This window comes from Pseudomonas sp. MF5691 (genome assembly GCF_016405645.1).
Taxonomy (GTDB): domain Bacteria; phylum Pseudomonadota; class Gammaproteobacteria; order Pseudomonadales; family Pseudomonadaceae; genus Aquipseudomonas; species Aquipseudomonas shahriarae.
In genome coordinates this window covers 223,774-245,135 of the sequence record NZ_JAEKDC010000002.1, presented here as the reverse complement: position 1 = coordinate 245,135, position 21,362 = coordinate 223,774, and the positions used below count along the sequence as shown (strand labels likewise).

The 21,362-nt window shown below is 60.3% G+C and carries 23 protein-coding genes and 1 other RNA gene; 8 read left to right on the top strand and 16 right to left on the bottom strand.

The window, feature by feature from the left end; all coding sequences use genetic code 11:
• Nucleotides 1–4: 4 nt before the first annotated feature.
• The 4 genes from JFT44_RS03845 to JFT44_RS03830 are packed head-to-tail and all read right to left on the bottom strand — an operon-like array spanning nucleotide 5 to nucleotide 2,844.
• The gene (locus JFT44_RS03845) at nucleotides 5–742 is read right to left on the bottom strand and encodes an amino acid ABC transporter ATP-binding protein (RefSeq protein WP_057440457.1); all 738 of its coding nucleotides are present in this window, start codon (nucleotides 740–742) and stop codon (nucleotides 5–7) included.
• Nucleotides 729–1,379, bottom strand: a complete 651-nt coding sequence (locus JFT44_RS03840; RefSeq protein ID WP_057960952.1) for an amino acid ABC transporter permease — start codon at nucleotides 1,377–1,379, stop codon at nucleotides 729–731. The genes JFT44_RS03845 and JFT44_RS03840 overlap by 14 nt, the downstream gene beginning before the upstream one ends.
• Nucleotides 1,376–2,044, bottom strand: coding sequence for an amino acid ABC transporter permease (locus JFT44_RS03835; RefSeq protein ID WP_057960951.1), 669 nt, complete (start codon nucleotides 2,042–2,044; stop codon nucleotides 1,376–1,378). The genes JFT44_RS03840 and JFT44_RS03835 overlap by 4 nt, the downstream gene beginning before the upstream one ends.
• A 14-nt stretch (nucleotides 2,045–2,058) precedes the next feature.
• Nucleotides 2,059–2,844 carry a transporter substrate-binding domain-containing protein gene (locus JFT44_RS03830; protein WP_057960950.1) on the bottom strand — a complete coding sequence of 262 codons (786 nt, stop codon included), beginning with the start codon at nucleotides 2,842–2,844 and terminating at the stop codon, nucleotides 2,059–2,061.
• Nucleotides 2,845–3,099: 255 nt separating this feature from the next.
• Between JFT44_RS03830 and JFT44_RS03825 the strand changes: the two genes are divergently transcribed.
• The 5 genes from JFT44_RS03825 (at nucleotide 3,100) to JFT44_RS03805 (ending at nucleotide 8,336) form a co-directional block, all read left to right on the top strand.
• Nucleotides 3,100–3,801: a FadR/GntR family transcriptional regulator gene (locus JFT44_RS03825; protein ID WP_057960949.1), complete on the top strand. Its 702-nt coding sequence runs from the start codon at nucleotides 3,100–3,102 to the stop codon at nucleotides 3,799–3,801.
• A 120-nt stretch (nucleotides 3,802–3,921) separates the two neighbouring features.
• Nucleotides 3,922–4,251, top strand: a complete 330-nt coding sequence (trxA, locus tag JFT44_RS03820; protein WP_029289563.1) for a thioredoxin TrxA — start codon at nucleotides 3,922–3,924, stop codon at nucleotides 4,249–4,251.
• A 232-nt stretch (nucleotides 4,252–4,483) separates the two neighbouring features.
• Nucleotides 4,484–5,743, top strand: a complete 1,260-nt coding sequence (gene rho / locus JFT44_RS03815) for a transcription termination factor Rho (protein WP_003176825.1) — start codon at nucleotides 4,484–4,486, stop codon at nucleotides 5,741–5,743.
• A gap of 158 nt (nucleotides 5,744–5,901) precedes the next feature.
• A complete protein-coding gene (gene ubiD, locus JFT44_RS03810; protein WP_029289556.1) occupies nucleotides 5,902–7,368 on the top strand; it encodes a 4-hydroxy-3-polyprenylbenzoate decarboxylase in 1,467 nt (488 codons plus the stop codon).
• Nucleotides 7,368–8,336 carry a CDP-6-deoxy-delta-3,4-glucoseen reductase gene (locus JFT44_RS03805; protein ID WP_120734317.1) on the top strand — a complete coding sequence of 323 codons (969 nt, stop codon included), beginning with the start codon at nucleotides 7,368–7,370 and terminating at the stop codon, nucleotides 8,334–8,336. The genes ubiD and JFT44_RS03805 overlap by 1 nt, the downstream gene beginning before the upstream one ends.
• A gap of 152 nt (nucleotides 8,337–8,488) precedes the next feature.
• Here the strand turns inward: JFT44_RS03805 and JFT44_RS03800 are convergent, their stop codons facing one another.
• The gene (locus JFT44_RS03800) at nucleotides 8,489–8,965 is read right to left on the bottom strand and encodes a hypothetical protein (RefSeq protein WP_057440452.1); all 477 of its coding nucleotides are present in this window, start codon (nucleotides 8,963–8,965) and stop codon (nucleotides 8,489–8,491) included.
• 397 nt (nucleotides 8,966–9,362) lie between these two features.
• Here JFT44_RS03800 and JFT44_RS03795 point away from each other — a divergent pair, with 397 nt between their 5' ends.
• Nucleotides 9,363–10,028: a gamma-glutamylcyclotransferase gene (locus tag JFT44_RS03795; protein ID WP_057440451.1), complete on the top strand. Its 666-nt coding sequence runs from the start codon at nucleotides 9,363–9,365 to the stop codon at nucleotides 10,026–10,028.
• Here the strand turns inward: JFT44_RS03795 and glpT are convergent.
• Both glpT and JFT44_RS03785 read right to left on the bottom strand, forming a co-directional pair.
• The gene (gene glpT, locus JFT44_RS03790; RefSeq protein ID WP_057440450.1) at nucleotides 10,012–11,349 is read right to left on the bottom strand and encodes a glycerol-3-phosphate transporter; all 1,338 of its coding nucleotides are present in this window, start codon (nucleotides 11,347–11,349) and stop codon (nucleotides 10,012–10,014) included. The two genes, JFT44_RS03795 and glpT, sit on opposite strands and share 17 nt — an antisense overlap.
• Before the next feature lie 288 nt (nucleotides 11,350–11,637).
• Nucleotides 11,638–12,618 carry an NADPH:quinone oxidoreductase family protein gene (locus JFT44_RS03785; protein ID WP_170059878.1) on the bottom strand — a complete coding sequence of 327 codons (981 nt, stop codon included), beginning with the start codon at nucleotides 12,616–12,618 and terminating at the stop codon, nucleotides 11,638–11,640.
• 149 nt (nucleotides 12,619–12,767) lie between these two features.
• Here JFT44_RS03785 and JFT44_RS03780 point away from each other — a divergent pair, with 149 nt between their 5' ends.
• Nucleotides 12,768–13,175, top strand: coding sequence for a flagellar basal body-associated protein FliL (locus JFT44_RS03780; RefSeq protein WP_029289542.1), 408 nt, complete (start codon nucleotides 12,768–12,770; stop codon nucleotides 13,173–13,175).
• 492 nt (nucleotides 13,176–13,667) lie between these two features.
• On the opposite strand, the gene JFT44_RS03775 is transcribed toward JFT44_RS03780, so the two are convergent.
• From JFT44_RS03775 to JFT44_RS03755, 5 genes are all read right to left on the bottom strand, one after another.
• Nucleotides 13,668–14,108, bottom strand: a complete 441-nt coding sequence (locus tag JFT44_RS03775; RefSeq protein ID WP_152987978.1) for a hypothetical protein — start codon at nucleotides 14,106–14,108, stop codon at nucleotides 13,668–13,670.
• A gap of 145 nt (nucleotides 14,109–14,253) precedes the next feature.
• Entirely contained in the window at nucleotides 14,254–15,372 is a 1,119-nt protein-coding gene (locus JFT44_RS03770) for an ABC transporter permease (RefSeq protein WP_057960944.1), read from the bottom strand.
• The gene (rbbA, locus tag JFT44_RS03765; RefSeq protein WP_057440448.1) at nucleotides 15,372–18,089 is read right to left on the bottom strand and encodes a ribosome-associated ATPase/putative transporter RbbA; all 2,718 of its coding nucleotides are present in this window, start codon (nucleotides 18,087–18,089) and stop codon (nucleotides 15,372–15,374) included. Before rbbA ends, JFT44_RS03770 begins: the two co-directional genes overlap by 1 nt.
• A complete protein-coding gene (locus JFT44_RS03760) occupies nucleotides 18,086–19,051 on the bottom strand; it encodes an HlyD family secretion protein (protein ID WP_057440447.1) in 966 nt (321 codons plus the stop codon). Before JFT44_RS03760 ends, rbbA begins: the two co-directional genes overlap by 4 nt.
• Nucleotides 19,052–19,137: 86 nt before the next feature.
• Nucleotides 19,138–19,587: an EVE domain-containing protein gene (locus JFT44_RS03755; RefSeq protein WP_198830362.1), complete on the bottom strand. Its 450-nt coding sequence runs from the start codon at nucleotides 19,585–19,587 to the stop codon at nucleotides 19,138–19,140.
• Between the two features lie 195 nt (nucleotides 19,588–19,782).
• Here JFT44_RS03755 and JFT44_RS03750 point away from each other — a divergent pair, with 195 nt between their 5' ends.
• Nucleotides 19,783–19,932, top strand: a complete 150-nt coding sequence (locus JFT44_RS03750; protein WP_143110453.1) for a hypothetical protein — start codon at nucleotides 19,783–19,785, stop codon at nucleotides 19,930–19,932.
• A gap of 2 nt (nucleotides 19,933–19,934) precedes the next feature.
• On the opposite strand, the gene JFT44_RS03745 is transcribed toward JFT44_RS03750, so the two are convergent.
• From JFT44_RS03745 to JFT44_RS03730, 4 genes are all read right to left on the bottom strand, one after another.
• Nucleotides 19,935–20,570, bottom strand: a complete 636-nt coding sequence (locus JFT44_RS03745; RefSeq protein WP_057440445.1) for a 5-formyltetrahydrofolate cyclo-ligase — start codon at nucleotides 20,568–20,570, stop codon at nucleotides 19,935–19,937.
• Nucleotides 20,571–20,627: 57 nt separating this feature from the next.
• A non-coding RNA gene (ssrS, locus tag JFT44_RS03740) (6S RNA) lies at nucleotides 20,628–20,806 on the bottom strand.
• Between the two features lie 30 nt (nucleotides 20,807–20,836).
• Entirely contained in the window at nucleotides 20,837–21,154 is a 318-nt protein-coding gene (locus tag JFT44_RS03735; RefSeq protein WP_010207385.1) for a cell division protein ZapA, read from the bottom strand.
• Complete coding sequence (locus tag JFT44_RS03730; RefSeq protein ID WP_057440444.1) at nucleotides 21,151–21,360, bottom strand: TIGR02449 family protein; 210 nt, start codon at nucleotides 21,358–21,360, stop codon at nucleotides 21,151–21,153. Before JFT44_RS03730 ends, JFT44_RS03735 begins: the two co-directional genes overlap by 4 nt.
• Between the last annotated feature and the right edge of the window lie 2 nt (nucleotides 21,361–21,362).

The window sequence follows — 21,362 nt, the reverse complement described above, 5'->3', positions numbered from 1 at the left end:
AGCCTCAGCCTGGTTGTTCCACCGAGCCTATAAAGTTAGCCAATTCGGGCGTGCGCGGTTGGGCAAACAGGACGTTCGGGTCGCCGACTTCATGCACCTTGCCCTGATGCATGAACACCAGCTTGTCGCCGACCTCACGGGCAAAGCGCATTTCATGGGTGACCATGATCAGGGTCATGCCGTCCTTGGCCAGTTGGCGCACCACGCTGAGGACTTCATTGACCAGTTCAGGGTCCAGCGCCGAGGTGATTTCATCGCACAGCAACACCTTGGGCGACATCGCCAGCGCGCGGGCGATCGCCACCCGTTGCTGCTGGCCGCCGGACAGGCGATCGGGGAATGCATCGAACTTTTCCCCCAGGCCGACCCGCTCCAGCATCTGCCGGGCCAGCTCCGCAGCCTTGGCCTTGGCGACTTTTTGCACGACCTGGGGCGCGAGCATGACGTTTTCACCCACGGTCAAATGGGGGAACAGGTTGAATTGCTGGAACACCATGCCGACTTTTTGCCGCAGGCTGCGCAGGTCGGCGCGGGCCGCGTCGAGGTATTCGCCGTCGACCTCAATCACCCCGTCGTTGATCGACTCCAGGCCGTTGAGGGTGCGCAGTAGCGTGGATTTTCCCGAGCCGCTGCGGCCGATGATTGCCACCACCTGGCCTTCCTCGATACTCAAGTCGATGCCCTTGAGCACATGGTGATCGCCGTAATACTTATGCAGCGCGGATATTCTAAGCAGAGGCATGCAGTCTCCTTTCCAGGTAGCGGGCACTGAGGGACAAGGGGTAGCAGAGCAGGAAGTAACCGAGCGCCACCAGGCCGTAGACCATGAAGGGCTCGAAGGTGGCATTGGCGAGCATGCCGCCGGTCTTGGTCAGTTCGGTGAAGCCGATGATCGAGGTCACCGCTGTGCCCTTGACCACCTGCACCGAGAACCCCACCGTCGGCGCCACGGCAATTCGCAGGGCCTGGGGCAATATCACGTAGCGCAGTTGCTCATAAGGGTTGAGGGCCAGGCTGGCGGAGGCTTCCCACTGCCCGTGGGCGATGGAGTCGACACAGCCGCGCCAGATCTCGGCCAGGTAGGCACTGGTAAACAGGGTCAGGGCAATCGCGGCGGCCAGCCACGGCGAGATATCAATCCCCAGCAAGGCGATGCCGAAAAACACCAGGAACAGTTGCATCAGCAGCGGTGTGCCCTGGAACAGTTCGATATAGGTCCGGGCAATATTGCGCGGTAGCGCCTTTTTGCTGATGCGCAGGGTCATCACCAGCAGGCCAATCAGCCCGCCGCCGACAAACGCCACCAGCGACAGCAGCAGGGTCCATTGCAGGCCGGTCAGCAGGTTGCGCACGATGTCCCAGAACGAAAAATCACTCATCGGCTGTTCCTCATCACATAGCGGCGACCGATCCAATTGAGCAACTGGCGGATCATCAACGCCATGCACAGGTACACCAGCGTGGTCAGGGCATAGGTTTCAAAGGCGCGGAAATTGCGCGATTGAATAAAGTTGGCGGCAAAACTCAACTCTTCAGTGGCGATCTGCGAGCACACCGCCGAGCCAAGCATCACGATGATGATCTGGCTGCTCAGGGCCGGCCAGACCTTGCCCAGCGCCGGCAGCAGCACCACATGGCGGAACGCTTCGAAGCGGGTCATCGCCAGCGCTGCCGCGGCCTCCAGTTGGCCACGAGGGATCGCCTGGATCCCGGCGCGGATGATCTCCGTGGAATAGGCCCCCAGGTTGATCACCATCGCCAGTACTGCGGCCTGCCATTCGGAAATCTGTACCCCCAGTGAAGGCAGGCCGAAGAAGATAAAGAACAACTGCACCAGAAACGGCGTGTTGCGAATCAACTCGACATACACCCCGAAGAGCCAGCAGAACGGCTGGATTTTCCATGCCCGCACCACGGCGCCGACGATGCCCAGGGCCACGCCGAGGAGGGCGCCGATGGCTGTCAGCTCCAGGGTGAACAGCGCGCCGCGCAACAACAGGTCGGTATTGGCCAGCACCGGCACAAAGTCGAATTGATAGGCCATCAATCAGCTCCGCTTCAGAGATCGGCAGGCAATGGTTCTTTGAGCCACTGCATCGCGTTCTTTTGCAGGCTGCCGTCAGCCTTGGCGGCGACCAGGATCTGGTTGACCTTCTCCAGCAGTGCCGGCTCGTTTTTGTTCACGCCGACATATACCGGCGAATCCTTGAGTTTGACTTTCAACGCCGGTACCCGCTTGGGGTTGCGCTCGCTGATCGCCACCATCACCACGTTGCCACTGGCGATCAGGTCCACCTGGCCGGCGAGGTAGGCGGCGATGGTCGAGTTGTTATCCTCGAAGCGCTTGATCGTGGCTTCCTTGGGTGCGACGGCGCTCAACTCGATATCTTCGATGGCACCGCGGGTCACGCTGATGGTCTTGCCCTTGAGATCGTCCAGGGTCGCAATCGCCGCGTCAGGCGGGCCGAACACGGCGAGATAGAACGGCGCGTAGGCCTTGGAGAAGTCGATGACCTTCTCGCGATCCGGGTTCTTGCCCAGGCTGGAAATCACCAGGTCCACTTTGCCGGTGGTCAGGAACGGGATGCGGTTGGTGCTGTTGACCGGGGTCAGTTCCAGTTTGACCTTGAGCTGCTCGGCCAGCAGTTTGGCGGTGTCGATGTCCAGGCCGCGCGGCTTCATATCGGGGCCGACCGAGCCGAAGGGCGGGAAGTCCTGAGGCACCGCGACCTTGAGGGTGCCACGGGCGACGATATCGTCCAGGCCATTGGCCTGGGCTGGCGTCTGGCTGAGCATCAGGCTGGCAAACAAGGCAGTGAGCAGGGCGCTGCAACGCTTGGTCATGGCAACTCTCCGAAAAGGGCGAAGGGATTTTCTGAGTCTTGCCAGTGCACAGCCCATGCCATGCCGCGCCAAAGCGGCTGCAAGGCAGGGTTTTACAGGTGTATAGCGGTCTTACTGGTCTGAACAGTCAGAAGCGATTGCGCACCCTTTTCGAGCGCCCGCAAAACCCGGCGAGCCCCTTTGGGGCGTGGCTTGCCGGCCAGCGAGAATAGATTTACAACTAGCCTCACTGTTGACCGAAATCTTGAGTTTTTTATGAATTCCATCGCCCAAGCCGTACCGGAAGCGGCTTTGCAAGCCATCCGCAAACTGATCAAGCAACGGGGCTTCGGGCCAGGTGATGCACTGCCTTCCCAGCGCGACCTGGCATTGCAGTTGGGGGTCAGTCGGGCCTCGTTGCGCGAGGCCTTGTCTTCGCTCAGTGCGCTTGGGCTGGTCAGCGTGCAGCCGGGCAAAGGCGTGTTTGTGCAAGCGCCACCGACGGTCGACATGAGCGGGGTGGCCTGGCCCTTTACGGCGCAGGCCAGCCCCCTGGATATCTTCCAATTGCGTTATGCCCTGGAGGGCTTTGCGGCGGGGCTGGCGGCCATGACCCTGACCACCGAGGAACTGGATGGGCTCGAAGACAATGTCCAGGCCATGCGCCGGGAACTCAAGGCCGGGGATTTCGAGGCCGCTGCGCGGCTGGACTTCGCGTTCCACCAGCGCATCCTGTTGGCCAGTGGCAATCAGGCGATGATGAGCATCCTCAGCGCCAGTGCCGAGGTGTTTCTGGAAAGTCAGAAGCTACCGTTCATCCGACCGGAACGGGCGATGGAAACCTGGCAGGAGCATCGCAAGATCCTCCGGGCCCTGGCCCGGCGCAGCAGCGCGGCGGCGCACAAAGCTATGCAGGAGCACGTGCGTAACGCTGCGTTGCGCACGGGAATAGCCTTTGTGACTCCGACGGCCTCTTGAACCCGCCATATCCAAAATGATGACGCTCCATAGCAAGAGTCAATCAGCAGCGGCTTCCTGAACGCAGGAAGGGCGGCTATGATGGGCAACGTTTTTTTTGCTTACAACCCGGAGACATCCATGAGCAACGATCTTATCAAGCACGTCACCGACGCGACCTTTGAGGCCGAAGTACTGCAGGCCCAGGGCCCGGTGCTGGTTGACTACTGGGCTGAGTGGTGCGGTCCTTGCAAAATGATCGCTCCGGTCCTGGACGACATCGCAACCACCTACGAAGGCAAACTGACCATTGCCAAGCTGAACATCGACGAGAACCAGGAAACCCCGGCCAAGCATGGCGTGCGTGGTATCCCGACGCTGATGCTGTTCAAGAACGGCAACGTCGAAGCGACCAAGGTCGGCGCACTGTCCAAGTCGCAATTGGCTGCATTCCTCGACGCCAACATCTAAGCGTCGTCAAAAAGCCCCGCAAATTGCGGGGCTTTTTCGTAAAGCAGGGCTAGACGCTCTGAAATTCAGGTGGTACATTCGGCCCCGCACTGGTTTCTCCACTGCCCCCTGCAAGCCGTCGCCGACGCATTCCTTTCGATTAGTACGCGATCCTGTCGCCTTCTCTGCGGCGCGGCCTCATTAAGCCAAAAGCTTAATTCCCCCCCTCTATAAATGATTACGTCATTCCTATATGAATCTGACTGAACTCAAGCAAAAGCCGATTACCGACCTGCTCCAACTGGCCGAAGAAATGGGCATAGAAAATATGGCCCGTTCGCGCAAGCAGGACGTGATTTTCTCCCTGCTGAAAAAGCACGCGAAAAGCGGCGAGGAAATCTCCGGTGATGGCGTGCTGGAGATTCTCCAGGACGGCTTCGGCTTCCTTCGCTCTGCAGACGCGTCCTATCTCGCCGGCCCAGACGATATCTATGTCTCGCCGAGCCAGATCCGTCGCTTCAACTTGCGCACCGGTGACACCATCGTTGGCAAGATCCGCCCTCCAAAGGAAGGCGAGCGTTACTTCGCCCTGCTCAAGGTCGACACGATCAACTTCGATCGTCCTGAGAACGCGAAGAACAAGATTCTCTTCGAGAACCTGACGCCGCTGTTCCCGACCGTGCGCATGAAGATGGAAGCCGGTAACGGTTCCACCGAAGACCTGACCGGTCGTGTGATCGACCTGTGCGCTCCGATCGGCAAAGGCCAGCGTGGCCTGATCGTCGCACCGCCGAAAGCCGGTAAGACCATCATGCTGCAGAACATTGCAGCGAACATCGCGCGTAACAATCCCGAAGTTCACCTGATCGTGCTGCTGATCGATGAGCGTCCGGAAGAAGTCACCGAAATGCAGCGCACCGTGCGCGGCGAAGTGGTTGCCTCGACGTTCGATGAGCCGCCAACCCGCCACGTGCAGGTTGCCGAAATGGTGATCGAGAAGGCCAAGCGCCTGGTCGAACACAAGAAGGACGTGGTGATCCTGCTCGACTCCATCACCCGTCTGGCCCGTGCCTACAACACCGTGATCCCGAGCTCCGGCAAGGTATTGACCGGTGGTGTCGATGCCCACGCCCTGGAGAAGCCGAAACGTTTCTTCGGCGCCGCGCGTAACATCGAAGAAGGCGGCTCGCTGACCATTATCGCCACCGCGCTGGTTGAAACCGGCTCGAAGATGGACGAAGTGATCTACGAAGAGTTCAAGGGTACCGGCAACATGGAACTGCCTTTGGACCGTCGCATCGCTGAAAAGCGTGTGTTCCCGGCCATCAACATCAACCGCTCCGGCACCCGCCGCGAAGAGTTGCTGACCGCTGACGACGAACTGCAGCGCATGTGGATCCTGCGCAAGCTGCTGCACCCGATGGACGAAGTGGCAGCCATCGAGTTCCTGATCGACAAGCTGAAAACCACCAAGACCAACGACGAGTTCTTCCTGTCGATGAAACGTAAGTAATACGACGTTTCAGGTCCGAAAGAATGGCGCCCCCAGGGGCGCCATTTTTTTGCCTGAAATCTTTAACCACAGCTGGTGGGCAATTGCGCCGTCGATAGGGCTGCCAGCCGCCCTCAGAGCAGGTACGATGTACGCCTATTTTACGGGTGGCATGGTTAATGAAATTCAAGGATCTTCGGGATTTCGTGCAGCAACTTGAGCAGCGCGGAGAGTTGAAACGTATTCAGGTGCCGGTTTCCCCGGTCCTGGAAATGACTGAGATTTGCGACCGCACCCTGCGTAACAAGGGGCCGGCGCTGCTGTTCGAAAACCCCACAGGCTTTGATATCCCCGTGCTGGGCAACCTGTTCGGCACGCCCGACCGGGTGGCGTTCGGCATGGGGGCCGAGTCGGTCAGCGAACTGCGCGAGATCGGCAAGCTGCTGGCCTTCCTCAAGGAGCCCGAGCCGCCCAAGGGCCTGAAGGACGCGTGGTCGAAGCTGCCGATCTTCCGCAAGATCATTGCCATGGCGCCCAAGGTGGTCAAGGACGCGGTCTGCCAGGAAGTGGTCATCGAAGGCGATGATGTCGACCTGGCGATGCTCCCGGTGCAGACCTGCTGGCCCGGCGACGTCGGCCCGCTGATCACCTGGGGCCTGACCGTCACCAAAGGCCCGAACAAGGACCGCCAGAACCTGGGGATCTACCGTCAGCAAGTGATTGGCCGCAACAAGGTGATCATGCGCTGGCTGAGCCACCGTGGCGGCGCCCTCGACTTCCGTGAGTGGTGCGAGAAGCACCCCGGCCAGCCGTTCCCGGTTTCCGTGGCCCTGGGGGCCGACCCGGCCACCATCCTCGGCGCCGTGACGCCGGTGCCCGACAGCCTGTCCGAATACGCCTTCGCCGGCCTGTTGCGCGGCAATCGCACCGAACTGGTGAAATGCCGTGGCAACGACCTGCAAGTGCCGGCCACCGCCGAAATCATCCTCGAAGGCGTGATTCATCCGGGCGAGATGGCCGATGAAGGCCCTTACGGCGATCACACCGGCTACTACAATGAAGTCGACAGCTTCCCGGTGTTCACCGTCGAGCGCATCACCCACCGGGTCAAACCGATCTACCACAGCACCTACACCGGCCGGCCGCCGGATGAGCCGGCGATTCTCGGCGTGGCGCTGAACGAGGTATTCGTACCGATCCTGCAGAAGCAGTTCCCGGAAATCACCGACTTCTACCTGCCGCCCGAGGGCTGCTCGTACCGCATGGCCATCGTGACCATGAAGAAGTCGTATCCGGGCCATGCCAAGCGCGTGATGCTCGGTGTGTGGTCGTTTTTGCGACAGTTCATGTACACCAAGTTCGTTATTGTCACCGACGACGACATCAACGCCCGGGACTGGAACGACGTGATCTGGGCGATTACCACGCGCATGGACCCCAAGCGCGATACGGTGATGATTGATAACACACCCATCGACTATCTCGACTTCGCCTCGCCGGTGTCGGGCCTGGGTTCGAAGATGGGCCTGGATGCCACCCATAAATGGCCGGGTGAAACCACCCGTGAGTGGGGCCGGGTGATCGTCAAGGATGAAGCCGTGACGGCGCGTGTCGATGCGATGTGGAAAGAATTGGGAATAGATTGATGCGTGTAACCCTGCAACCTTCCGGCGCGGTCCTCGACTTGCAGCCGGGCGAGCGGATTCTTGAAGGTGCGCGGCGCCTGGGCTACGACTGCCCGCAGGCGTGCCGTAACGGTGTGTGCCATGTGTGCGCGGCGCTGTTGGTCGAGGGCCGGGTGCAACAGGCCGGCGAGGTGCGTGACCATGGCGAGTTCTACACCTGCATCGCCGAGCCGCTGGAGGATTGCATCGTGCTGTGGGATGGCGTGCTTGCGCCGGGGGAGTTGCCGGTGCGCACGCTGGCCTGCCAGTTGAGCGAGTGCGTGGAGCTGGGTGGCGATGTGTGGCGCGTGCGCCTGCGGGCCCCGGCCGGCAAAGCGGTGCGTTACCACGCTGGTCAGTACCTGATGATCGAGCGCGAAAACGGCGAGAAGTCGGCGTTTTCCCTGGCCTCGGCGCCCCACGCCGGGCGCGAGCTGGAATTGCATGTGCTGGTACGCGAAGACAGCGCCCGCAGCCTGATCGAGCAGTTGCAGCGTAACCAGATGGCGCGGGTCGAGCTGCCGTTTGGCGATACCCACCTGGCCGAGCTACCCGACGGCCCGCTGGTACTGATCGCGGCCGGCACCGGCATGGCGCAGATGCACAGCCTGATCGAACATTGCCGGGCCACGGGGTTCAAGTATCCGGTGCACCTGTACTGGGGTGTGCGTCGTCCTGAGGATTTCTACCAGGTCGAACATTGGGAACAGTGGCAGCAATTGCCCAATCTGTTCCTGCACAAAGTGGTCAGCGACCTGTGTGGTTGGGAAGGGCGCTGTGGCTTGTTGCACGAGGCGGTGTGCGAAGACATAAGCGACCTCAAGGCCGTGCATGTGTATGCCAGCGGATCGCCGGCGATGATCTACGGCACGCTGGACGCGCTGGTGAATGCCGGGATGGATGCGCACCAGATGCGCGCTGACGTATTTGCCTACGCCCCTCGCTCCTGACCGCTACGAAAACATTCTCGTAAGCCGATCAAACTGTGGGAGCGGGCTTGCCCGCGATAGCGGAGTGTCAGCCAACAAATCTGGCACTGATACACCGCCATCGCGGGCAAGCCCGCTCCCACATTGAACTGTGTCTACTCAGGTGTGCGGCGTCAGAATCGCACGCCCGTGGTCACCATCGCCGCATTGAACCCCAGCAACACAAACTCCGCCGCCACCGGCCCGTAGTGCGCACCCACCGACGGAATGATCACCGGCGCCACGCCGTAGCGGTTCAGCGGGATCTTGTCGCGGTACTTGCCGCGATAGCCCTGGATCGCCCCGCCGGTCAGTTTCAGATACACCGGATAGTCGGCCATGTCGAAGCGCTTGCCGGCGTAGGCGTAGTACGAGCGTTGGCGAAACGAGTTGCGAAAGGTCGCACCGCCATACACCCACCCCGCAGCGTCATTGCGCTCCAGGCCGATCAGGTCTTGATGGTTATTGTGCTCGGGGTCCGGCGCAAAGTGCCGGGTGTAGACGCTGGTCTGGGCGTACCAGAAGCCTTTGTCGTCGTTGGCCGGCGCTTCGGCGGCCAGGGCGGTGGTGGCCTGCGCCAGGAGCAGCAGGCCGGAAAGTCGGTTTTTCATGGTGCGACCTCGATAGTCGGTGAATGCGCGGCTAAGTGGGTCGTGACGTGACGCTATTTTGAGGTCCCGTCGGGCATAAAGGCTGAACGGGCGCTGAAAATAGCGCGGTTTTGCGCGGCAAACCTGACGAAATGGGGCCTATTGCTCATGCTTTTTCATATTTTTAAAAGGTATTGATTGCAAGGGGAGCGGTATGGGGAGCGGTCGACATATTGAAGCGCTGCGCGAGGGTGCGTCGGCCCGCTACGGGTCTGACGCGGTGGCCGGGGTGATCAACCGCCAGCAGTGGCGGCAACCTGGCCCATAGTACTTTTTCGCCTTACGGTTACAGCGGCGCGTTCTATTACGGTAAAGTCGCCTATAACTGGTAGTACACAGGAGACCTAAGCGATCTGCCATGACCGTTCTCGAATCCGAACTTCTGCAATTGGCTTACCCGCCGCGGCTTGATCTGGGGCCGCAACTCACTCACGAACAATTGATGAGCTCGATGCAGGCCACCATGGGTCTGCACAAGGGTGGGCCGGTCTGGCTGTTTGCCTATGGCTCGCTGATCTGGCGCCCTGAGTGTTCGGCAACCCAGCGCCTGCGCGCCCGGGTCCATGGCTATCATCGAGGCCTGTACCTGTGGTCCCACGAGCACCGGGGTACGCCGGAGTTACCGGGGCTGGTGTTTGGCCTGGATCGCGGCGGCTCGTGCAGCGGCTTTGCTTACCGCCTGCCGGAAGATCAACTGGAGGCCTCGCTCTATGCCTTGTGGCAGCGCGAGATGCCTTACCCATCCTATCGGCCACACTGGCTCAGTTGCCGGCTTGAAGACGGCAATCAGGTGCAGGCATTGGGTTTTGTGCTGGAGCGACACCTGCCCAGCTATGCCGGTAACTTGCCCGACAGTGTGCTGAACCAGGTGTTTGCCAGCGCTTGCGGGCGTTACGGCACCACTCGCGATTATGTCGAGCAGACCGTCAACGCCCTGCGTAGCCACGCCATGCCAGACAAGAATCTGGAGGCGCGGCTCAAGCGATGTGCCAAAGGCATCGCGGCGATTAACGTGCCGAGCTGACGCTATTGGTGTGCCACAGGGTTGGGATCAGGAACGCGATGGCCAGCAGGCACGCGCCGATCAGCAGCACAAAGCCGCCGTCCCAGCCGAAGTGGTCCACGGTGTAGCCCATGGCTGCACTGGCTGCCACCGATCCGCCCAGGTAACCGAACAGGCCGGTAAAACCTGCGGCTGTACCTGCGGCTTTCTTCGGCGCCAGTTCCAGGGCCTGCAGGCCGATCAGCATCACCGGGCCGTAGATCAAAAAGCCAATGGAGAACAGCGCGATCATGTCGACCATCGGGTTGCCTGGCGGGTTGAGCCAGTACACCAGGGTCGCCACGGTCACCAGAGCCATGAACACAATGCCGGTCAGGCCACGGTTGCCACGGAAGATCTTGTCCGACATCCAGCCGCACAGCAGCGTACCGGGGATCCCCGCCCACTCGTAGAAGAAGTACGCCCAGGACGACTTGTCGACGGTGAAGTGCTTGGCTTCCTTGAGGTAGGTCGGTGCCCAGTCCAGCACGCCGTAGCGCAGCAGGTAGACGAACACGTTGGCGAAGGCGATGTACCACAGCATTTTGTTGCGCAGCACGTACTTGACGAAGATTTCCTTGGCGCTGAATTCGTCTTCGTGGCTGGCGTCGTAGCCTTCCGGGTAGTCGTTCTTGTACTTCTCGATCGGCGGCAGGCCCACCGATTGCGGGGTGTCGCGCATGGTGATGAAGGCAAACGCCGCCACTGCCAAGGCCACGGTGGCCGGGACGTAGAACGCTGCGTGCCAGTCGTTGAACCAGGCCATGCCCAGCAGGAACAGCGGGCCGATCAGACCGCCGCCGACGTTATGCGCCACGTTCCACACCGACACCACGCCGCCGCGTTCTTTCTGCGACCACCAGTGCACCATGGTCCGCCCACTTGGCGGCCAGCCCATGCCCTGGGCCCAGCCGTTGATGAACAGCAGAATGAACATCATGGTCACGCTGGAGGTTGCCCAAGGCGCGAAACCGAAAATGAACATCACCCCGGCCGATACCAGCAAGCCAAACGGCAGGAAGTAGCGCGGGTTGGAGCGGTCGGACACCAGGCCCATGAGGAACTTGGACAGGCCGTAGGCAATGGCGATTGCCGACATGGCCAGGCCCAGTTGACCACGGGTATAACCCTCGTCGATCAGGTACGGCATGGCCAGGGAGAAGTTTTTGCGCAGCAGGTAGTAACCCGCGTAGCCAAAGAAAATACCGGCGAAGATCTGCCAGCGCAGTCGTCGGTAGGTACTGTCGATCTTTTCTTCAGGCAGGGGTGCCTGGTGGGGGGCAGGACGAAAGAAAGCAAACATTCAAGAGCTCCAAATTTCTTGTTTTGACTGCGGATGCGAATGTTACAGTTTCGTTACCGAAAATAGCATCGCCTCTTATCTGCAAACACAGGAAACGGGAGTAATTGCATGTTCTTTTACGAACATGTCGCTAATAGATAAGTATGGGGCGTGATCAGATTCCTCACGGCACTTGAGATCAAATGTGGGAGCTGGCTTGCCTGCGATGGCGGTGGACCAGTTACCAAAGACGTAGCTGACCCACCGCCATCGCAGGCAAGCCAGCTCCTACACTAATTGCATTTCAAATCACTGGCGGACCTGCACGACCACCTTGCCCACTGCCTTGCGCTGCCCCAGGTCATTGATCGCCTGCGCCGCGTTGTCCAGCGGATACACCTGCGACACCAATGGCTTCAACTTCCCCTCGGCATACCAACCAAACAGCTGCTGGAAATTCGCCGCGTTATCCTGCGGCTGGCGCTGGGCAAACGAGCCCCAGAACACCCCGACCACCGCTGCGCCCTTGAGCAGCGCCAGGTTCACCGGCAGCTCGGGGATACGCCCGCTGGCAAACCCCACCACCAACAGACGGCCGTTCCAGGCAATGGCGCGGATGGCCTGGTCAAACAGATCGCCCCCTACCGGGTCGTAGATCACATCGGCACCGTTGCCATCGGTCAGGCGCTTGATCTCATCCTTGAGGTTGCTTTCGCTGTAGTTGATCAACTCATCGGCGCCCGCCGCCTTGGCCACGGCCAGCTTGTCGGCACTGCTGGCGGCGGCAATCACCCGGGCACCCATGGCCTTGCCGATCTCCACGGCAGCCAGGCCCACGCCACCGGACGCGCCCAGTACCAGCAGGGTCTCGCCAGCGGCCAGGTGGCCACGCTGCTTGAGGGCGTGCATCGAGGTGCCGTAGGTCATGCTGAAGGCGGCGGCGGTGTTGAAGTCCATGCTCGGCGGAATCGGCAGCACGTTATAGCCCGGTACCGCGACCTGCTCGGCAAAGCTGCCCCAGCCGGTCAGCGCCATGACCCGGTCGCCGACCTTCAGGTGGCTGACCTTTTCCCCGACTTCGCTGACCACCCCAGCCGCTTCGCCGCCCGGCGAGAACGGGAAGGGCGGTTTGAACTGGTACTTGCCCTCGATGATCAGCGTGTCCGGGAAATTCACCCCAGCGGCATGGACGTCCAGCAGGATCTCGTTCTTCTTGATCGCCGGGCTTTCGACGTCTTCCAACACCAGGGTTTCGGCAGGGCCGAAGGCTTTGCACAGCACGGCTTTCATCGGACTATTCCTTTTGGCGTATTGGCCGATAAGTGTAGGTGGGTAAGGTCACGGGTCAACGAGCATGCCCCGGCCTGATAAGTCGCCATAAGCTTGTGCTCTGCCTTGCTAGCGTTATGCTACTGGCAACCGAATGTGAGGAATGAACTGTGAAAGCGTGGATCCTGTTGATGCTGGCCCTGACGTTGCCGATGGCAGCCCATGCCGAAGAAGCCAAGGAAGGCGAAGCGCCGAAGGTCAGCTATTACAGCCTGACGCCGCCTTTTGTGGGCAACTATGCCCTGGATGGCGGCCCGAAACTTCGGGTGTACAAAGCGGATGTGGCCCTGCGCGTGACCGGCCCCGAAGCGGCGGCGGCGATCAAGGCCAATGAGCCATTGATCCGCAACCAACTGGTGGCGTTGTTTACCCAGCAGACTGTCGAGAGCATGGGCAGTGTCGAGGGTAAGGAAAAGTTGCGTCAGGAAGCGTTGAAGCAGACGCAGCAAGTGATGAATGACGAGACGGGCAAGCCGGTGGTTGAGGATTTGTTGTTTAACAATCTGATTATCCAGTAACGCCCATCCTGTGGGCGTCGGCTTGTTGGCGATGGGGCCTTGAAGCTATCGACGCTCACAAGACCGTCACCGTCAGCAACCCGAACTTTGGCGCCAACCTCAGGAGGGGTAGCGCCTCTGCACGATGATGATAAAGATTCAGAGGGTCGGTTGGTTTCTATTGTGGAGGTTTTTCTATCGCAAACGTTATGCTTTTGGAGACGGAAATTGTGGGGCCTCCGCCTGATCCAGGATTATCGAATATAAAAGTAAAACGATAAGTTGTTCCTTTTGAAATATGGGTATCCTCGGAGGATATCCAGCTGTGCCAATTACCGCCCTTTATAGGTACTCTTGCCAGTACCACCCCACTGGGGCATATAACTTCAAATATCGGATTTCTGCTTTGGTTGAGTCCACTAAATTTATACTGGATCGTGGAGACAAGTCCGGATGGGCGGGAGTTCAATGAGTTTGGAAAACCAGCAACTAAGTTGCTGGTTATAATAGGGCTTATATATAGATTTTCACTCTTTTTCTATCCGTTCGCCATACTCCATCGGGGGGCGCGTCGAAGACAAAGTAGAACTCGAATGTGTCTACTGTGTTAGATGTTGTGTATTTTGTTGACGACCCCCAAACGCGCCATTGGCCATCTTGTGGAGGGTGGACTGCTAGTATCGGGCCGCCGAAGGTAACAGAGTGAATCTCGAAACGCGGGTTTTTTCCCGTCACCGCACCTCGTTCAAACATATAGCGGAGCGCATGTATGATGTAAATGCCATTACTCCAAGTGGCTTCAACCTCGATTGCTCCTTTGTATCCATGTAATGAATATTCCCCTCTCACTGTCGTTACGCTGGTGGGGTTATTTCGGTCGACCTTAATCTCTATTGTTTCTGAGGGGGCTTCGTCGCTGGAGCCCTTCTTGTCCGAGTCTGATATGTCGCTCATTTTTTGCTCTCCCGAGAGTCTCGATGCAATGAATTTGCGGTCGATTGTTATAGTTAATAACGAGAGATAAACGCCGGCTACTGTCAGAATTGACAGTTTTTCATTTTGTTTTTTAATAAGCTCAGTGATTTTTATAAGTGAAAGTTCAAGAAGCCAGACTCTTCCTGAACCGCGCCAACGCCACCGCAAAAAACAACAAGCCAATCCCCGCCAGCGCCAGCAAATCCGGCCACACCACGCTCACCCCCGCATCGCGAAACAGAATCGCCGCACTCAAACTCACAAAATGTGTGGATGGCGAGCCCTGCATCACCCATTGCAACCATTCGGGCATGCTGTCCAGCGGCGTACTGCCGCCTGACAACAGCAGCATCGGAATAATCACCGGGATCGCCAGCAAGCCAAATTGCGGCGTCGAGCGGGCGAGGGTAGCGAGGAAGATGCCCAGGGCAGTGCTGGCAAACAGATACAGCGCGGTTACCAGCAGGAACAGACTCAATGAGCCGGCCAGCGGCACGCCGAGCATGCCCTTGACCACCACTTCCAGTGACAGCCAGGTACACAGCACCACCACCAGCATGTTGCTCCAGATTTTTGCCAGCATGATTTCCAGGGCGGTCAGCGGCAGCACCAGCAAATGGTCGAGGGTGCCATGTTCGCGTTCGCGCAGTAGCGCGGTGCCGGTCAGGACGATGGCGAGGATGGTGATGTTGTTGACGATCTGGATCACCGCCAGGAACCAGCCGCCTTCCAGGTTGGTGTTGAACAATGCCCGGGTGGTGAGGGTCGCCGGTGCGCGCTGGCTGGTGTCCGCCTGGCCGCTGTAGGTCAGCAATTCACGCTGGAAGATCCGCCCGATATAGCCCGCGCCCATGAAGGCCTGGCTCATCGCCGTGGCATCCACATTGACCTGCACGCTCGGCTGGCGGCCGGCCAGCAGGTCGGCCTGGAAATTGGCCGGCACGTTGATCACGAAAGTGTACTGGCCGCTGTCCATGACCTTATCCAACTGGTCGTAGGCCAGTGGCACGGCGGGCTGGAATTCCGGTGGTTGCAGGGCTTCGGCCAACTGGCGTGACAATTGGCCATGGTCTTCATCGACAAAGGCCACGCTGGCGTTATGCACGCCAATCACTGAACCGGCCGCTGGCATATAAATGGCGACGGTGAAGGCGTAGAACAGAAACAGCAGCAACACGCTGTCGTGGCGCAGGCTGGTGAGCTCTTTGATTCCCAGGCGCAGGATATGGGCGAACTTATGCATCAGGCCTCCTGCTTCTTGAGCATCACCAGGCTCAGCCCGGTGAACCCCAGGAAAAACCCGAACAGCGCCAGGCACTGTGGCCACAGCTGGCGCAGGTCCAGGGCTTTGGTAAAGGTGCCGACGGCGACATCCAGGAAGTAGCCGGCGGGAAACAGCATGCCCATCAGCGCGGCCGCCCCTTCCAGCGAGGAGCGCGGCACGATCAGCCCGGAGAACTGGATGGTCGGCAGGCTGGTGATGATCATGGTGCCGAGAATCGCCGCGATCTGGGTGCGGGTGAACGCAGAAATCAGCAGGCCCATGCTGGTGGTGGCCAGCACATACAGCAGGCCGCCAAACGCCAGGGTCACGCCACTGCCCTTGAACGGCACGCCGAACAGCCAGCGGTTCATCGCCACCAGCAGCGCCAGGTTGATCAGGCTGATAACCAGATACGGCGCCTGCTTGCCGAGGAGAAACTCCAGGCGGGTCAGCGGTGTGGCGTAGAAGTTAGTGATCGACCCCAGCTCCTTCTCGCGCACGATGCCCAGGGCGGTGAGCATGGCCGGGATAAACGCCAGGATCAGTGCCATCACGCCGGGGCCGATGGCATTTACGCTGACCACGTCCTGGTTATAGCGAAAGCGCGTCTCCAGTCTGGCGGCGGCGGGCTGGGCTCGCGGGGAGCTGTTGAGTTCCGCCAACTGCTGCAGATTGGCCTGGTGTACCGCTTCGACATAGTTGCGGCTGGTCTCGGCGCGAAACGGCATGCCGCCATCCAGCCAGGCGGCCACTGCCGGTTGGCGCCCGGCGTACAGGTCGCGGCCAAATCCGGGAGGAATCTCCAAGGCGAGTTTGATTTCCGAGCGTTGCAGGCGCCGGTGCAGCTCGGCCGAATCGCTGATCGGCGGCTGTTCGGCGAAGTAGCGCGAACTGCGAAAGGCCTCCAGGTAGGCGCGGCTTTGTGGGGTCTGGTCCTGGTCATACACGGCGAAGGCGAGCTTCTCCACGTCCAGGGAAATGCCGTAGCCGAAGATCACCATCATGAAAATCGCCCCGAGCAGGGCAAAGGCCATGCGCACTTTGTCGCGCAACAACTCCTTGCCTTCGCGACTGGCCACTGCCAGCAGGCGGACCAGGCTGAAGCCGCGCTTGCTGACCGGCGGCGTGGTCGGTGTGCTGACGGTTGCGCTGGGCGCGGCGGCCTCTGGGGCTTCCTGGGCTTGTTCCAGACAGGTGACAAATGCGGCTTCCAGGGTCTCGCCGTGGAAGTGTTGCTGCAGGGCGTCCGGGGTGTCGCAGGCCAGCACCTTGCCGGCGTGCATCAACGAGATGCGGTCGCAGCGCTGGGCTTCGTTCATAAAGTGGGTGGAGAGAAAAATCGTCACCCCTTGCTCGCGGGACAACTCCACCAGCAAACGCCAGAAATCGTCGCGCGCAGCGGGGTCCACACCGGACGTGGGTTCGTCGAGGATCAGCACTTCCGGGCGATGCAACACCGCCACGGCCAGGGACAGGCGCTGGCGCAAACCCAGGGGCAGCTCGCCGGAGGGTTGTTCGGCGACACTGCCCAGGTCAAAACGCTGAATCAATTCTTCGATGCGCGGGCCGCTGTCGGCCTTGGGCAGGTCGAACAGCTGTGCGTGCAGCACCAGGTTCTGGCGCACGCTGAGTTCGCCGTACAGCGAGAAGCTCTGGGACATAAAGCCCACGCGCTTGCGGGTTGCCAGGTCCTTGGCATTTACCGGGTTGCCCAGCAGTGTGGCGCTGCCTTCACTGGCCGGCATCAGCCCGGTGAGGACTTTCATGGTGGTGGTCTTGCCGCAGCCGTTGGAGCCGAGAAAGCCGAAGATCTCGCCACGGCCAATAGCGAAGCTGACCTTGTTGACTGCCGTAAAGTCGCCAAAGCGCAGGGTCAGGTCGTGGGCTTCGATGGCGATGTCGGTGTTGTCGTTTGCCCGAGGAGGGATCACCAGCGGCTGGTTGTTGTGCGCGCTGTCACCCTGGAAATGGGTGAAGGCCTCATCCAGCTTGCCGCTGGGCGTGACCGCCGCCAGTTCGCGGCTCAGGCCATCGGCGATCAGCTTGCCGCGGTCGAGCATCAGGCAGTGCTCGAACTGCTCGGCTTCTTCCATGTAGGCCGTGGCCACCAGCAGCGTCAGTTGCGGGCGTTCGCTGCGTACGGTTTCTACCAGTTCCCAGAAGCGCCGGCGTGACAAAGGGTCGACGCCGGTGGTGGGTTCATCGAGGATCAACAAGTCCGGGTCGTGGATCAGCGCGCAGCACAGCCCCAGTTTTTGCTTCATCCCGCCCGACAGTTTGCCCGCCGGCCTGTCGGCGAAGCGTGCCAGGTCGGTGGCCAGCAGCAGGTTGTGCATGCGCTGCTCGCAATCGGCTTTGGACAGGCCAAACAGGGTGGCGAAAAAACGGATGTTCTCGCTGATGGACAGCTCGGGGTAGAGGTTGCCGCCCAGGCCCTGGGGCATAAACGCGATCAACGGGTACAGGCTGTTGCGGTGGCGGCGGTCTTCGATGGAGCCGCCCAGCACCTGCAAGTCACCGTCCTGCAGTTTTTTCACCCCGGCGATCAAGCCCAACAGGCTCGACTTGCCCGCCCCATCCGGGCCGATCAACCCGCAGCGGGTACCGGCCGGCAGGCTGAAGGCGATGTCGATCAGCGCCTGTTGCTTGCCGTAGCGGTGGTTGATGCCCGTGGCCTGCAGCGCCAGCCCGGTCATTGCAGGTTAGCCGGCCAGTCCAGGTCGGCGGTGCGCACATAGCCGGCGCCGGGCATGCCGGGCTTGGCCTGGGGCACGGCGCTCGGTTGAGTCAGGCGCAGTTTGACGCGGAACACCAGTTTCTGGCGCTCGTCGCGGGTTTCCACTTCTTTGGGGGTGAACTGCGACTTGGCGGCGACAAAGCTGATCTTCGCTGGCAGGGGTTGATCCGGCAGCGCATCGAGCACGATCCGCGCTTCACTGCCCACGGTCAGGCGACCGGTGACGGAGGCGGGCAGGTAGAGGTTCATGTACTGGTCATTCGGATCTATCAGCAGCAACACGCGCCCGCCGGCACCGAGCACTTCGCCAGGTTCGGCCAGGCGCAACTGGATGATGCCGTCGATGGGCGCGCGCAGGCTACTGTCTTCGATCTCGCTGGTCAGTTGTGCCACCTGGGCCTGGGCCGCACCGATGGCGGCCTTGACCGCATTGACCTGGGCCTGGGCTGCCGTCACCGCCGCATTGCCGGTGTTCTGCCGTGCCTGTTGCTGGTCGATCAGCTGTGCGCTGGCGAAGCCGCGGCGGTACAGCTCCTGGGTGCGCTTGAGTTCCTGGCTGGCCAGCAGGTTTTCGCTCTGGCGCAATTGCACGTTGGCTTCGGCGGCGGCGAAGTTCTCCTTGGCGCGCAGCACTTCGGCCTCGGCCTGGGAACGCTGGGCCTCCAAGGTGCGGGTGTCGATACGCGCCAGCAGTTGGCCCTTGAGCACTTTGTCGCCTTCATCGACCCGCACTTCAGCCAGGCGGCCGGGGATCTTGGTGGCGATCTGCACTTCGGTGGACTCCAGCCGGCCATTGCCCATGTTCAAACCTTCCGGCAGGCGGTCCAGGGTGGACTTCCAGTAGCCGAAGCCACCGGCGGCCACCAGCAATAGAATCAGGAGAAAGGCAAAGAAGTGCGAACTGCGATGTGACGTCGACATGGGTGCATCCTGCGGTGTTAGCGTCCTAGTTTGCCGGGATCGTAACCGATAGCCGTTGATACCGGTCAAATGAATACCGTTAGGCGTTAACGCAGGGCTATTACCGCCGCCCATTGCTGGGCCGTCACCGGCATCACCGACAAACGACTGCCTTTTTGCACCAGCGGCAGTTCGGCCAGGGCCGTCTGTTGTTTGAGGTAGCCCAGCCCGAGAACGTTGGGGAAGGTCTCGACATGCGCCACTGTAATGGCGCTCCATGGATTTTTTTCCGGGGTGGCCTTGGCATCGAAGTAATGGCTGTCAGCTTCCAGCGCTGTCGGGTCCGGATAAGCCGCCTCAATGATTTTCCCTACGCCGGCAATCCCCGGTTCGGGGCAACTGGAGTGGTAAAAAAAGAACGCGTCACCCACGGCCATGGCCCGCAGGAAGTTGCGTGCCTGGTAATTGCGCACGCCATCCCAGCGCGCCTCGCCGAGTTTCTCCAGGCCCTTGATGGACAGCTCATCGGGCTCGGACTTCATCAGCCAATAGGCCATGGTTTTGCTCCTTTGCAGGGGATTGGGCAGGTTGTCTGTCAATTTCATGACAAACCGACGGTCGGTTGACGTCAAGGTTTGCGTGTTGGTTCACGTTACCGCAGAATGCCGGGATTTTAAGCTTGACGCAGCTGGAACGGACTACTTTGGAACGTTGCTGTCATCGTGTGTGATAGGCCTGAAGGGGGGCAATCGATGAAACGCAAACCGGATTTACTATGGATTTTGGTTATTTTGTTCGGTCTGGGCGTCGTGACCACCGGGTACGCGCAAAGCCTGTGGTCGAACAAGACCGAAGCCCCGGTTGAATTTGCACAGCAGCAGCCACAAACCTTCAAGCGTTGATGCTATTTCGGCGCCGTTGATTCCAGCGGCGTCCCCTCTGCGATATACCACTTCTTATCGGTAACGGTGCCATTCAATGGCACGTCCCAGCTGGCCTGCGCCAGTCGTTTGACTTTCTGGCACTCATGGGCCAGGCCCAGCAGCGTCGGCTTGCGCCACGACGAGCGGCGCGCCAGGTACGCCAGGCTGCGATCGTAAAAGCCGCCGCCCATGCCCAGCCGCCCGCCCGCATCATCGAAACCCACCAATGGCAGCAGCACCAGGTCCAGGGCCCAGACCTTGCGCTGGCGCCCGATATTGACCCGTGGCTCAAGAATGCCGAAGCGATTGGGCGCAAGTTTTTCCCGGGGACGTACCCGTTGGAACACCATCTTGGTCCGTGGCCAGGCACTGAGCACCGGCAGGTAGGTGGCCTTGCCCCGGCGCTGGGCGGCGCGCAGCAGCAAGCGCGGATCGATTTCGCCGTCCGTGGGTAGGTATAAAGCAATATGTTTGGCCCGGCGAAACAGCGGGTGCTGTGCCAGTTGCCGATACAGGCCAAGAGCTGCCTGGCGCTGCTCGCCCGGCGTCAGGGCGCGGCGGGCATTGCGCAACATGCGTCGAAGTTGCGGACGGGAAAGCGGCGCAGGTTCGGTCATGGTGTTCGGCTCATAAAACAATGCCAGTCCGGGGACTGGCATTGAGTTTGGGAATTCAGGCTCCCCGACAGAACCGCTGTCGACTAAGCCCTTGAACCCGAAAGTTCAAGGTGGAAGAAGCAGTAGGCTTTAAGGCTTTCCGTCTAGCGGACATGCACACCAGCCCAACGTGCAACTTCCAGGGTAGTGCGAATCGGCTCCGGGACATCGCCGACTGGCAAGCACGCCAGGGAGTGGGGCGAGTATACCCCAAACAGACTCGGCAATCAGCCCTTGGGTGCGTCTGAATCGCTGGAAAGCACCAGATCCACACGTTCCAGCAGGTCACGCACCTGCTCGCGTGTCGAGCCGCTGGCCTGTACGTCAGGGCGCTCCTGCTTATGCAGCAAATCGTGGGTAATGTTCAGGGCGGCCATCACGGCGATACGGTCGGCACCGATGACTTTGCCGCTGCTGCGGATTTCACGCATCTTGCCATCCAGGTAGCGGGCGGCGCTCACCAGGTTGCTGCGCTCTTCCTGGGGGCAGATGATCGAATACTCTTTGTCGAGAATCTGCACGGTGACGCTATTGCTTGAACTCATGAGTCTTGCTCCAGGGCCTTCAGGCGCGAAATCATCGACTCGACCTTACGCCGGGCGATTTCGTTTTTTTCAATGAGGTGAGCGCGTTCCTCGCGCCAGGTCTTTTCCTGAGCTAATAGGAGTCCGTTTTGACTCTTTAGTTGCTCGACCCGGGTAATTAGCAATTCGAGTCTGGCCATCAGCGCTTGCAAGTCGGCGTCTTCCATAG

Bases quoted from the DNA above. Each gene is read 5' to 3' on its own strand.
- JFT44_RS03730 (WP_057440444.1), bottom strand. From the start codon at position 21,360: ATGGAAGACGCCGACTTGCAAGCGCTGATGGCCAGACTCGAATTGCTA.
- rbbA (WP_057440448.1), bottom strand. From the start codon at position 18,089: ATGACCGGGCTGGCGCTGCAGGCCACGGGCATCAACCACCGCTACGGC.
- JFT44_RS03735 (WP_010207385.1), bottom strand. From the start codon at position 21,154: ATGAGTTCAAGCAATAGCGTCACCGTGCAGATTCTCGACAAAGAGTAT.
- JFT44_RS03760 (WP_057440447.1), bottom strand. From the start codon at position 19,051: ATGTCGACGTCACATCGCAGTTCGCACTTCTTTGCCTTTCTCCTGATT.
- JFT44_RS03830 (WP_057960950.1), bottom strand. From the start codon at position 2,844: ATGACCAAGCGTTGCAGCGCCCTGCTCACTGCCTTGTTTGCCAGCCTG.
- JFT44_RS03745 (WP_057440445.1), bottom strand. From the start codon at position 20,570: ATGACCGAACCTGCGCCGCTTTCCCGTCCGCAACTTCGACGCATGTTG.
- JFT44_RS03750 (WP_143110453.1), top strand. From the start codon at position 19,783: ATGAAACGCAAACCGGATTTACTATGGATTTTGGTTATTTTGTTCGGT.
- JFT44_RS03845 (WP_057440457.1), bottom strand. From the start codon at position 742: ATGCCTCTGCTTAGAATATCCGCGCTGCATAAGTATTACGGCGATCAC.
- glpT (WP_057440450.1), bottom strand. From the start codon at position 11,349: ATGTTTGCTTTCTTTCGTCCTGCCCCCCACCAGGCACCCCTGCCTGAA.
- JFT44_RS03785 (WP_170059878.1), bottom strand. From the start codon at position 12,618: ATGAAAGCCGTGCTGTGCAAAGCCTTCGGCCCTGCCGAAACCCTGGTG.
- ubiD (WP_029289556.1), top strand. From the start codon at position 5,902: ATGAAATTCAAGGATCTTCGGGATTTCGTGCAGCAACTTGAGCAGCGC.
- JFT44_RS03800 (WP_057440452.1), bottom strand. From the start codon at position 8,965: ATGAAAAACCGACTTTCCGGCCTGCTGCTCCTGGCGCAGGCCACCACC.
- rho (WP_003176825.1), top strand. From the start codon at position 4,484: ATGAATCTGACTGAACTCAAGCAAAAGCCGATTACCGACCTGCTCCAA.
- JFT44_RS03825 (WP_057960949.1), top strand. From the start codon at position 3,100: ATGAATTCCATCGCCCAAGCCGTACCGGAAGCGGCTTTGCAAGCCATC.
- JFT44_RS03755 (WP_198830362.1), bottom strand. From the start codon at position 19,587: ATGGCCTATTGGCTGATGAAGTCCGAGCCCGATGAGCTGTCCATCAAG.
- JFT44_RS03795 (WP_057440451.1), top strand. From the start codon at position 9,363: ATGACCGTTCTCGAATCCGAACTTCTGCAATTGGCTTACCCGCCGCGG.
- trxA (WP_029289563.1), top strand. From the start codon at position 3,922: ATGAGCAACGATCTTATCAAGCACGTCACCGACGCGACCTTTGAGGCC.
- JFT44_RS03770 (WP_057960944.1), bottom strand. From the start codon at position 15,372: ATGCATAAGTTCGCCCATATCCTGCGCCTGGGAATCAAAGAGCTCACC.
- JFT44_RS03840 (WP_057960952.1), bottom strand. From the start codon at position 1,379: ATGAGTGATTTTTCGTTCTGGGACATCGTGCGCAACCTGCTGACCGGC.
- JFT44_RS03835 (WP_057960951.1), bottom strand. From the start codon at position 2,044: ATGGCCTATCAATTCGACTTTGTGCCGGTGCTGGCCAATACCGACCTG.
- JFT44_RS03775 (WP_152987978.1), bottom strand. From the start codon at position 14,108: ATGAGCGACATATCAGACTCGGACAAGAAGGGCTCCAGCGACGAAGCC.
- JFT44_RS03805 (WP_120734317.1), top strand. From the start codon at position 7,368: ATGCGTGTAACCCTGCAACCTTCCGGCGCGGTCCTCGACTTGCAGCCG.